9 protein-coding genes are annotated in these 11,492 nt (G+C 68.4%); 6 read left to right on the top strand and 3 right to left on the bottom strand.

Translation table 11 applies throughout. The features are described 5' to 3' along the window. The first annotated feature begins 212 nt into the window (after positions 1-212). Positions 213-749: a hypothetical protein gene (locus PLC66_RS21000; protein ID WP_324544144.1), complete on the top strand. Its 537-nt coding sequence runs from the start codon at positions 213-215 to the stop codon at positions 747-749. A gap of 60 nt (positions 750-809) precedes the next feature. Here PLC66_RS21000 and PLC66_RS20995 read toward each other — a convergent pair whose 3' ends face one another. Both PLC66_RS20995 and PLC66_RS20990 read right to left on the bottom strand, forming a co-directional pair. Next, positions 810-992: a hypothetical protein gene (locus tag PLC66_RS20995; RefSeq protein WP_324544143.1), complete on the bottom strand. Its 183-nt coding sequence runs from the start codon at positions 990-992 to the stop codon at positions 810-812. A gap of 271 nt (positions 993-1,263) precedes the next feature. Continuing rightward, entirely contained in the window at positions 1,264-3,243 is a 1,980-nt protein-coding gene (locus PLC66_RS20990; protein WP_324544142.1) for a PhoX family protein, read from the bottom strand. A gap of 393 nt (positions 3,244-3,636) precedes the next feature. Here PLC66_RS20990 and PLC66_RS20985 point away from each other — a divergent pair, with 393 nt between their 5' ends. Beyond that, positions 3,637-6,651, top strand: coding sequence for a hybrid sensor histidine kinase/response regulator (locus PLC66_RS20985; protein ID WP_324544141.1), 3,015 nt, complete (start codon positions 3,637-3,639; stop codon positions 6,649-6,651). 42 nt (positions 6,652-6,693) lie between these two features. Here PLC66_RS20985 and PLC66_RS20980 read toward each other — a convergent pair whose 3' ends face one another. Continuing rightward, positions 6,694-7,599 (bottom strand): LysR family transcriptional regulator, encoded by a 906-nt coding sequence (locus PLC66_RS20980; protein ID WP_324544140.1) that lies wholly within the window; start codon positions 7,597-7,599, stop codon positions 6,694-6,696. 143 nt (positions 7,600-7,742) lie between these two features. Between PLC66_RS20980 and PLC66_RS20975 the strand changes: the two genes are divergently transcribed. The 4 genes from PLC66_RS20975 to PLC66_RS22995 form a co-directional block, all read left to right on the top strand. Then, positions 7,743-8,858 carry an S-(hydroxymethyl)glutathione dehydrogenase/class III alcohol dehydrogenase gene (locus PLC66_RS20975; protein ID WP_349769711.1) on the top strand — a complete coding sequence of 372 codons (1,116 nt, stop codon included), beginning with the start codon at positions 7,743-7,745 and terminating at the stop codon, positions 8,856-8,858. Between the two features lie 73 nt (positions 8,859-8,931). Continuing rightward, positions 8,932-9,780 (top strand): S-formylglutathione hydrolase, encoded by an 849-nt coding sequence (gene fghA, locus PLC66_RS20970; protein WP_324544139.1) that lies wholly within the window; start codon positions 8,932-8,934, stop codon positions 9,778-9,780. Between the two features lie 138 nt (positions 9,781-9,918). After that, entirely contained in the window at positions 9,919-11,382 is a 1,464-nt protein-coding gene (locus PLC66_RS20965) for a hypothetical protein (RefSeq protein WP_324544138.1), read from the top strand. 57 nt (positions 11,383-11,439) lie between these two features. After that, positions 11,440-11,492, top strand: a 53-nt coding sequence (locus PLC66_RS22995; protein ID WP_503012251.1) for a type II toxin-antitoxin system VapB family antitoxin, incomplete at its 3' end; no start/stop codon positions are given.

Raw genomic sequence — 11,492 nt, 5'->3', positions numbered from 1 at the left:
CATCGGGGCGGGCTCCGGTTCATGCCAAGGGGGCGAAGGCGGGCATTCTGCCGCAAGGACGCGGGGGGCGCCATGGGCCTGCTTGCTCAGGGCGATCTTGAATCCGCGCCGCCATCGGCTATGGTCAGGGCATCACGGGGATTTGGCTCCTCGACAAGGATGGCTTCGACTCCCACCCGGCCCGGCGTTGCAACTGATTCACGGTGATTCCTATGAATACCATGGGCAAGACCATGCGAGGTCTGTTGATCTCGGCACTGATGCTGGCGATGACGCTGCCGGCCTTTGCGCAGCAGGCAACCCGCAGGGCATCGGCGGAAACGGTCGTGATCCTCGGTTATGCGATTCCAACGCCGGTGCAGGTCGACGAACCGGTGGAATGGGCGACGGTGCAGCCGTATGTGCCTGCCGCCCTGTACGACAAGCCGGCGGCGCCGATGACATCGCGGGAGATCTACAACGAGATCAACCGGCTCATGAGCGCGAAGATGGACGAATATGAACGGGCGCTCAGCGCATTGGCCATTGCCCGGGCGGGTGAGTATCCCGACGTGCCTCGGGAGGAAGTCGAGATGATGCTGGCCGACCAGTTCGTGACTGGCGAGGGGGAAGGCATCTCGCCGGATGTGCAAAGGCTCGCCCATGAATACGCCGCGTTGCTGTATCTGCACGGGGCCTTCGAGACCGAACTCCGCGCCCAGGGCTACGAGCCCACACGATATGCACCCGGACCGGTGCCGGAACGATAGCGATTCACCGCGTCGGGCTGCGGGCGGATGTCAGCTGCCCGATGGTCGCCTCGATCGGCGTCAGGCCGGTGCGTGCAGCGAGACATGGTCGTCACCGACACGCGGCTGCTTCAGTTCAAGCTCCCGCTGCAGCACCCGCGCGTCGACGGTCGTCTCGACCCATGACTGGAGGAGCGCTACGACCGACTCGGAAAGGCCGGCATGGCCGAGCGCCTCGATATGCGCCTGCGTGTTCTTTTGCAATGCCTCGTCGATGATCTGGCTGGCCTGCCGCTTGCCAAGTGCAGGCCGTCGGCCTGCGGCTCGCCGACAGGAGCCGCTGTCGGTCTGGTGAATAGCTGCATGTTGAACCTCCTGCCCGGCCGGTGATCCGGCCGCCAGTAAAGGCAGCCTCGCAGCCGTCGGCAGAATGGTCCAACTTGGGTAATTAGCCTTATTTCAGCGCAGATGGGCGGCGGCCGGACAGGGCACCCTCCGCGAGGGCACCCTGTCCGGCGCCGGCAGGTCCGCGGCATCAGGTGCCGACGACGCCGCCGTCCTTGCGGCGAATGGCGATGGTCGCCGAGCGCGGGCGCCCGCCGGCCTCGCCATCGGGCCAGGTGCTGATGGCCTTGGGCTTGTGCGGATCGTTGCGGCCGGGGTGCGCCAGCGGGGCCTCGCCCGGGTGCTGGATATTGACGAACAGGGTGCGCATGTCCGGCGTGAACTGCACGGCGGTGACCTCACAGCCGATCGGGCCGGTGAGGAAACGCCGGATCTCGCCCGTCGCGGGGTCGGCGGCGAGCATCTGGTTGTTGCCGATGTTCTTCCAGTCCGCCTTGACGACCAGGTCGGTATCGCGCATGTTCGCGGCCGACGAATCGGTCTGGATCCACAGCACGCCGCGCGGGTCGCAGTAGAGACCGTCGGGCTGCGCAAAGGCGAGCGCCCTGTTGCTGCGCTTCACGGGGTCGGCGTGCTCGGGGTCGCCGCCCAGCAGGAACACGTCCCATTCGAAGCGCGTGGCGGTGGGATCGGCGCCGGCTTCGCGCCAACGCACGATATGGCCCATCAGGTTGGGCGCGCGCGGGTTGGCCGCGTCGGCGCCGAGCGGCTCTTGCTGATGCAGCGGCTTGCCCGCGCCACGGGAGGTGTTGTTGGTCAGCGTCACATACACTTCGCGCGTCGTCGGATGCACGGCGATCCACTCCGGCCGGTCCATGTAGGTGGCGCCGGCCACGTCCGCGGCCGTGCGCGCATCGATGACCACTTCTGCCTGTGAGCTGAAGCCGTTCTCGGCGCTCAGTCCGTTCTTGCCGTGGGTGAGCTCGATCCACTCGCCGCTGCCGTCCTCATGGAAGCGGGCGGCGTACAGGGTGCCCTCGTCGAGAATGTGCTTGTTGGCCTCGTAGCCGCCGTCCTTGACGTAGGGCCGGGCGCTGACGAACTTGTAGATATGCTCGAAGCGCGAGCGGAAATCGTCATCGCCCATGTAGTAAACCACGCGGCCGTCGGGCGCCTCGGACAGCATCGCCCCCTCGTGCGCCATGCGCCCCATGGCGGTGTGCTTGACCGGCACGCTGGCCGGGTCGTAGGGGTCGAATTCGACCACCCAGCCGAAGCGATTGGGCTCGTTGGGGTGCTTCACGGCGTCGAAGCGTTCGTCGAACTCGTGCCAGCGAAAGCCCCAGCTCTTGTCCGTCGGTGGCACGCCATAGCGGTCCTGCAGGCGCGAGATCGAACCGGAGTCGTTGACGAAGTAGGGGGTGAAGTTCTCCTCGCAGGACAGATAGGTACCCCACGGCGTGTAGCCATTGGCACAGTTCTGGAAGGTGCCGAGTGCGGTCCTGCCCGCCGGATCGGCCGCGGTCTGCATCCAGGGGTGGCCCGCCGCCGGGCCGGCGATGACGAAGGGGGTGTCGGCGGTGATGCGACGCCCGTATTGCGAGTCCTTCACCGTGTGCCAGCGCTCGCCGTCGAAGCGGACCTCGAACACGCCCAGCCCGTGGGCGTTCTTGGACTTCTGCACCTTCTCCGCGGTCCAGGTTTCCATGCCGTCCGGGCTGAGCAGGTTGTCATCGGTGTACTCGTAATTGATGGCGATGAGCCCATGCGTCGACGAGTCCGAGCCCTTGGGCAGCGGGAAGTAATGCATGCCGTCGTGGAACATGCCGGACTGCATCGCCTGCATCGCCGCGGACTGGCTGGCATCCTGCACGAAGTCTGCCGCGCCCGGCATGATCGGGTCGCCCCAGGCATTGACCACCTGCCAGGTGTACTCCGGTGGCACCTCCACGGTGTCGGCCAGCGAGATGCCGATCGAGGTGAAGCCCAACAACGGTCGGGACCCGGCCGCCGCGGCCGCCTTCAGCAGCGCGGGCGTGCCGAACAACGAGACCGCCGCCAGCCCCAGGGAGCCTTGCAGGACGGCACGCCGTGACAAGCGTGCCGCGACCAGATCGTCCAGGAGCCTGCCCGATGTGACCGCGCCGGGAAGGTCATTTGCTGTGTTCATGAATCCTCTCCTCCAGTTCGGTTTGGGTCCCGGGCCCGCAAACCATCCTGGGCCGCATCGGGACCGAACAGGCAAAGGACTGATCAGCATCGGCAGAGCAGCCCTCGTGCCGCGTTGCCGTACGGGAAGCATAGGCGAGGTTCACCCCAATTGCTGCGATACGCGCCCGCCCGGCGATTGGCCCGTCTATCGGTGGCCGGTGCCCCGCCGCGGTCGTCGATGCGGTCAAGGCGGGCAAACTCACGACGGCCAGCACCGAATCGGTGCATAATCGCGCACTGATCCTGCCACGCCGAGGCGGGCGCATTCACCCAGGGCGATGTGAGCCGCTGCTGCTGCCCTCGCGCCCTCCAGTGCTCGGTCTGGCCCGCGCGCCGACTCACCCCTGCAACGATGCCGTCTGCCACCCTCACCACCCCGCCCGCCAACCCGGCAGATGGCGCGCCCTCGCTATGGCTGCGCTTCATCCTGCCGCTGGTGCTGATCTCCCTGCTGATGAGCGCCACCGGCGTGGTCGGCTACCGCTACCTGAGCGAGGAGATCCGCCGCGAGACCCACCGCACCCTGGCGGTGATCGCCGAGCAGAAGCGCGAGCAGATCGAGAACTCGCTGCACGAGACGCGCATCGACGCCCAGTCCTATTTCGCCACCGATTCGCGCTTCGAGAGCCTGTTCGCCGCCTGGCTCGCCGGCGGCCGGCAGGATGGCGAGCGGCTCGAGCGCATGCGCAGCCACCTCGTCGAGGTCGCCCAGCGCCGCGGCTGGGGCGGGCTTGCGGTGCTCGACACCGCCCTGCAGCCGGTACTGCGCATCGGCGGCGCCGACATCGGCCCGCATGCGGCGCTGGCCGCCGACCTCCTCGCGCACCCGCGCATCGAACTGGTCGACCTGCACCGTGACGCCGCCGGCACGGTGCAATACGGCGTGCTGGCGCCGATTGGCGGAGATGACGCGCCCACCGGGGTGGTGTACCTCACCTGGAAGGCCGACGAGTCGCTGTACCCGCTGGTGGAGTCCTGGCCGGTGCCGACGCGCACGGCCGAGACCTATCTCGTGCGTCGCGATGCAGACGGCGTGCGCTTCCTGACGCCGCTGCGGCACGCGCAGGAACCCGCGCTGGCGCTCACCCGCGCGCTCGATGCCCCTGCCCTGCCGGCGGCGCGCGCGGTGCAGGGCAGCCTCGGCATCCTCGAGAACGGTCTCGACTACCGCGGCGTGCCGGTGCTCGCCTATGCCGCTGCGGTCGGCGGCACGCCCTGGCTGATGCTGGCCGAGATCGACGAGCGCGAGGCCTACGCCGGCATCCGCAGCATGGCCTGGGCCACCGCGCTGCTGATGGGCTTGGGCCTGCTGCTGGTGTATTCCGCCGGCTACCTGCTGTGGCGGCGCGACCAGCAGCGCCAGGAGCTGGTCGCGCTGCAGGCCCAGCGTGCGGCCGAGGCGCGCTTTCGCGTGATCTTCGAGCAGGCGCCGCTCGGCGTGGTGCTGCTCGACTCCGACAGCGGCCGCATCAGCGAGGCCAACGCGCGCTTCGCCGAGATCATCGGCCGCCCGGTGGCCTCGCTCGCCGGGCTCGACCCGGCGCGCATCACCCACCCCGAGGACGTGCATGCCGGCCTGGACGAGCTCGAGCGCCTGCGCCACGGCGCGAGCGCGGGCTACCGGCTCAACAAGCGTTACCTGCGGCCCGACGGCTCCATCGTGTGGGCGAGCCTCACCGGCGCGCCGGTGCAGGTCGACAGCGAACAGGCGCCGCGCCATCTCGTCATCGTCGAGGACATCTCCGCGCGCAAGGAAATGGAAGAACGCCTGCGCCAGGCCACGGCCACCGCCGAGGCGGCCAATGCCGCCAAGAGCGAGTTCCTCGCCCACATGAGCCACGAGATCCGCACGCCGATGAACGCGGTGCTCGGCCTCGCCCAGGTGCTCGAGCGCGAGCCGCTCGCCCCCGGCCAGCGCGACATGGTCGAACGCATCCGCAGCGCCGGCCAGTCCCTGCTCGCCATCCTCAACGACGTGCTCGACCTGTCCAAGATCGAGGCCGGCCAGCTGCGCATCGAGCCCCGCCCCTTCGAGCTCGGCGTGCTGCTGGCCAATGTCGACAGCCTGATGGGCCAGGCCGCGCGCGCCAAGGGCCTGGCCCTGCACGTCGAGGCCGCGCACGCGCCGCAGGAGCCGCTGCTCGGCGACGGCCTGCGCATCGAACAGGTGCTGTTCAACCTCACCGGCAACGCGATCAAGTTCACCGAGCGCGGCGAGGTCACGGTGCACGTCGACGCGCGCGACACCGGGCAACAGGACCTGCGCCTGCGCATCGAGGTGCGCGACACCGGCATCGGCATCGGCGCGGAAGCGCTCGGCCGCCTGTTCGCGCCCTTCGCCCAGGCCGACGCCGGCATTGCGCGGCGCTTCGGCGGCACCGGGCTCGGCCTGTCCATCTGCAAGCGCCTGGTCGAACTGATGGGTGGCGAGATCGGCGTGGACAGCCAGCCCGGCGTCGGCAGCACCTTCTGGTTCGAGCTGCCGCTGCAGCGCCTGAGCGCCGACCAGATGCGCAGCCTCGCCCCGCGCCCGGTGACGCGCCCGCGCGGACCGCGCCTGCAGGGCGCGCACCTGCTGGTGGTGGACGACAGCGCGATGAACCGCGACCTGGTCGAGCGCGCCCTGCGCCTCGAAGGCGCCACCGCCACCCTGGCCGCCGACGGCCAGCAGGCGGTGCAACTGCTGAAGACGCGTCCGGACGGCTTCGATGCGGTGCTGATGGACGTGCAGATGCCGGTGATGGACGGGCTCAGCGCCACGCGCGCGATCCGCGCCGAGCTGGGTCTGCACGATCTGCCGGTGATCGCCTTCACCGCCGGCGTGCGCGACGAGCAGCAGGCCGCGGCGCGCGCCGCCGGCGCCAACGACGTCCTGCCCAAGCCGATGGACCTGGAGCAGATGGCGGTGCTGCTGGCGCAGTGGGTGCGCCCGCGGCGGGCGGCTCGGGCCACGACGGCGTCCTCGCCGGCGGCGCACGTGCCCGGGGGCGCGAGCGCCGGTGACGCGGCAGACGAGGCGCGGGACGCTTTCCCCGTCATCGACGGCATCGACCGCGAACGTGCGGCGCAGCGCCTGGCCGGCGACCGCTCGATGTTCCTGAGCCTGCTGCAGATGTTCGTCGAGGACAATGCCAACGCCGTCGCCGAGGCCCGCAGCGAGCTCGCCCGTGGCGAGCGCGACGCCGCCGGGCGCCGCCTGCACACGCTGGCGAGCAACGCCGGCTTCCTCTGCGCACTGGACCTGATGGCCGCGGCGAGGGCGCTCGAAGAGGCGATCGATCGCGGCGAGACCGCGCTCGATACGGCGCTGGCCGAGCTCGCGCAGCAGATCGACGACCTCGTCACGGCGAGCGCGCCCTGGCGCTGAGCGCCGGACAGCACGCCCGCGGCGAGCGCGGACGGCAATCGACTACGGAAAGCGGCTGCCGTCGCCGAAGTAGTCCACCAGGCGGTCGAACACCAGCCGGATGCGCGCCGCCACCGGCCCGCGCTGGGGCCGATACACCGACAGGCTCCAGGGCTCCGGCGCCAGCTCGGGCAGCACCTCGATCAGCCGCCCCGCGCGCAGATGCGGCGCGGCGAGGTAGGCGGTGAGCTGGCCAAAGCCGACGCCGGCGAGCACGGCATCGGCTTCGGCGCCGGTGTCGTCGGTGGCGAAGGTGGGCGCACGCGGCAGCCACTGTTGGCCGCCGGCCAGGAACCACGCCCAGGGCCGACCAGTATTGGGGTCGATGGCGACGGTGGTCGGGCGCTCGGCCAGGTCCTGCAGCGTCGTCGGCGCGCCGCAGCGCGCCAGCAGCGCGGGCGCGGCGACGATGTGAAAGGACACGCCCGACACCGCGCGCGCGACGAAGCGGCTGTCGCGCAGCATGCCGACGCGGATGCCGATGTCGATCTGCTCATCGACCACGTCGGCGAACTGGTCGGAGGAGCGCAGGTCGAGCTGCAGCCCCGGATGCTGCGCGCACAGCGCGCCGAGCACCGGCATCAGGCCGTGACGGCCCAACGCCCGCGGCGCGGTGATGCGCACCAGGCCGGCGAGCTCGCTGGCGCGCGCCTGCTCGGTGCCCTGGAAGATCGCATCCACGCCCTGCAGGCTCAGCCGCGCGCGTGCCGCGAGCTGTTCGCCGAATTCGGTGATGCGGTTGTGGCGGGTGTTGCGGTGGAACAGCAGCTCGCCGACATGGTCCTCCAGCTCCTTCACCGCGCGCGTGACCGCCTGCGGCGACACACCGAGCCGGGTCGCCGCCTCCTTGAAGTTGCGCGACTCGGCGGCGGTGCAGAAGATGCGCAGCATTTCCAGGCGGTTGAGCATGTTCGGTTCCCGATTCGGTGCTCGCTAAGTATTCCAGAAACTGGAATCATGAAATCAAGAATTAGTCATTCATCGGATTTAGCGGCATCGGGATACTTCCCCCGTCGCGGGCCTTGCGCCCGCTTGCCTTCAGGATCTCCGCCATGACCATCAAATCGCGCGCCGCCGTCGCCTTTGCCGCCAACCAGCCTCTGCAGATCGTCGAAGTGGATGTCGAGCCGCCCAGGGCGGGCGAGGTCCTGGTGCGCATCGTCGCCACCGGCGTGTGCCACACCGACGCCTTCACGCTGTCGGGTGACGACCCCGAGGGCATCTTCCCGGCCATCCTCGGCCACGAGGGTGGCGGCATCGTCGAGGCGGTGGGCGAAGGCGTGACCTCGCTCGCGGTCGGCGACCACGTGATTCCGCTGTACACCGCCGAATGCCGCGAGTGCAAGTTCTGCAAGTCGGGCAAGACCAACCTGTGCCAGGCGGTGCGCGCCACCCAGGGCAAGGGCCTGATGCCCGACGGCACGACCCGCTTCTCCTACCAGGGCCAGCCGATCTACCACTACATGGGCACCTCGACCTTCTCGGAGTACACCGTGGTGCCCGAGATCTCACTCGCCAAGATCGACAAGGACGCGCCGCTGGACAAGGTCTGCCTGCTCGGCTGCGGCGTCACCACCGGCATCGGCGCAGTGCTCAATACCGCCAAGGTGGAAGAAGGCGCCAGCGTCGCCATCTTCGGCCTCGGCGGCATCGGCCTGGCGGCGATCATCGGCGCCACCATGGCCAAGGCCTCGCGCATCATCGCGGTCGACATCAACCCCGCCAAGTTCGACATCGCGAAGAAGCTGGGCGCGACCGACTTCGTCAATCCGAAGGACCACGACAAGCCGATCCAGGAGGTCATCGTCGAGCTCACCGACGGTGGTGTGGACTACTCCTTCGAGTGCGTCGGCAACGTCAAGCTGATGCGCGCCGCGCTCGAGTGCTGCCACAAGGGCTGGGGCGAATCGACCATCATCGGCGTCGCCGGTGCCGGCCAGGAGATCAGCACCCGCCCCTTCCAGCTCGTCACCGGCCGCGTCTGGCGCGGCAGCGCCTTCGGCGGTGTCAAGGGCCGCACCGAACTGCCGAGCTACGTGCAGAAGGCGCAGAAGGGCGAGATCCCGCTCGACGACTTCATCACGCATACCATGGCGCTCGAAGACATCAACCAGGCCTTCGAGCTGATGCACGAGGGCAAGAGCATCCGCACGGTGATCCATTTCTGATCCGCTGCCGCCACGCTCGCCATGAACCTGGCGGCCCCGGCCCCTCTGACCCCACTATTCCGGAGACCTGCCCGTGAGCCTGGAAATCCTCAGCAGCCAGAAGAGCTTCGGTGGCTGGCACAAGCGCGTCCGCCACCACTCGAACACGCTCGACTGCGACATGGTGTTCGCGGTCTACCTGCCGCCGCAGGCCGCACAGCCAGGCGCCCGCCTGCCGGTGCTGTACTGGCTGTCGGGGCTGACCTGCACCGACGAGAACTTTATGCAGAAGGCCGGCGCGCAGCGCATGGCGGCCGAGCTCGGCCTCATCATCGTCGCCCCCGACACCAGCCCGCGCGGCGCCGAGGTGCCGGGCGACCCGGACGGCGCCTGGGACTTCGGCCACGGCGCCGGCTTCTATGTGAACGCCACGCAGGCGCCGTGGTCGCGCCACTACCGCATGCATGACTACGTGGTCGAGGAGCTGCCCGCGCTGGTCGAGGCCAACTTCCCTGCCTCCGACCGGCGCGGCATCAGCGGCCACTCGATGGGCGGCCACGGCGCGCTGGTGTGCGCGCTGCGCCACCCGGGGCGCTACCGCTCGGTGTCGGCCTTCGCCCCGATCACCAACCCGATGCACTGCCCTTGGGGCGAAAAGGCCTTCTCACGCTACCTCGGCGACGACCGCGCGCAGTGGCGCGAATGGGACACCTGCGCGCTGATCGCGCAGGCCACCGAACGCCTGCCGCTGCTGGTCGACCAGGGCGATGCCGACGGCTTCCTCGCCGCGCAGCTCAAGCCGGAGGCCCTGCAGGCCGCCGCCACCGCCGCCAGCCACCCGCTGACGCTGCGCCTGCAGCCGGGCTACGACCACAGCTATTACTTCATCGCCAGCTTCATCGAGGATCATTTGCGGCATCACGCGCGGGCGCTGGGAGCGTGAATGGTGAAGAAAAGGAACTCGTGACAGCGAGATATGCAGCTTGAGCTACCACCCGAAATCGGAGGCAGCCAAAATGCATGCTGGAAGCGGCGCCGCCGTAGGCTCATAATCCCGCTTCCAACCCGCTGACATGCCGCCATGCCGGACTCCGCTCACGATCTTGCCATCCACTACGGCCTCGGCCACATCGAGTCCGCACGCCTCCCCGGCACCCGGCTGAGCGATCTGCTGGCAAAGTTGAACGCTGGCAAGCCACTGAGTCAGCTCGCGCTGCAGTACCTGCAGCAGCAGAAGCTGAATGATCTGTATCGGCTCGCTGTAGGCGAAATCACCACCGACGCGTATTTTTCCGCGCTGGACCAGGGTCGGATCGCGGAGCAGCGGGCCGCCAAGGCAAGGCTCGACGCTCAAAAGGAGACCTACGTCAGCGCACGCCGAAGACGCCCATCCAGTCCAGTTTCCAGTCAGCCCCAAATGTCAGAGAGCGCCCAGGAGCGGCGGCAGCGCGTGCGGGAAGAGACAGAGGCTGTGCTGCGCGCGCAGCAGGCGCGGCGCAAGGAGCTACTGGCGCAGCAGGAGCGCAACCTCGCAGCCGCAAGAGTCGCATACGAGGCGCGGCATGCCGGCGGCGCGACACCACCGACGAAGCAGGAGATCGCTGCACATTTTCACCTCAGCGATCTCCCCGAGGCTCTGTCGGCACCCCTGAGCGAGATACTCGCTGCGCTTTACCAGGGGATACCTCTGACGGCCGAAGCGCTGTCTCTGCTTCAGCTCCCCCGACTACGCACGCTTCAAGACTATTCGCTCGGACGCATCGATCTGGCGGTTTACCAGTCCGCCGCTCGCTCCATCGAGGAAGCCGCGCTCGCACACATCGCCCGCGAGAAGGCGCGCATCGCGCGAGAGAGCGACCCGGTCTATCAGGCGCGCAAGAAGCGCTGCGAGATATATCGCATCCACTGCGATGTGGACAAACTGCCACCACGGCTCGCCGCGATCTTCGAGCAGCTCGAAGCCGGCACACGCTTGCGCGAAGAGGATTTCGCGTGGCTTTACACCGAGGAAGGGGAGCCTTACACAAGCCCTGACCTGCTGAAAGCCTGCCACCTGCTCGAGGCAAACTTTCACGCCGATCACTATCGGAAAACGGCAAACCCCTGGATCGCACTCACCGCCTGCAAGCATTACCGCAAGGCCAAGCACGCTGCGTTGGCGGTCGAACTGCTGGACCTGCTCTCGCCCGAGCGGACCCGCGACCGCAAGCTCCGTTCCGCCATCCTCACGACCCGCGGCGGTGCGATGCGCGACCTCGATCGTCGCGAACAAGCGATCGCCCTCGGCACCGAGGCGCACACGCTGCAGCCCGACAACTATCGGCCGTGCACCCTGCTCGGGGCGCTGCACATGGAACTTCGCCATTTCGATCTCGGCCATGCCTGGTACATGAAGGCTGAACAGCGCGGAGCAAAGTCGCAGGGAATCGACGATGAGCTGCGCAGCATCTACCGGCAGGCAGATACGGCTGGCAAAGCTGCAATGAAAGCCTTCCTGCTTCAACAGGATCCGGAGCGGTATGCATGGCTCCAGCGCCTCAGGTAGACATCAAAAAGCGCATCTTCCGGTGCTATATTCGATGCACACCCACAGGAGTTTCCCATGCGTACCACCCTCGCACTCGACGACGACTTGCTCGCCAAGGCACAAGCTCT

The organism is Thauera sp. (genome assembly GCF_035444905.1).
Classification (GTDB): Bacteria; Pseudomonadota; Gammaproteobacteria; order Burkholderiales; family Rhodocyclaceae; genus Thauera.
This window is presented reverse-complemented; position numbering and strand designations above follow the sequence as displayed.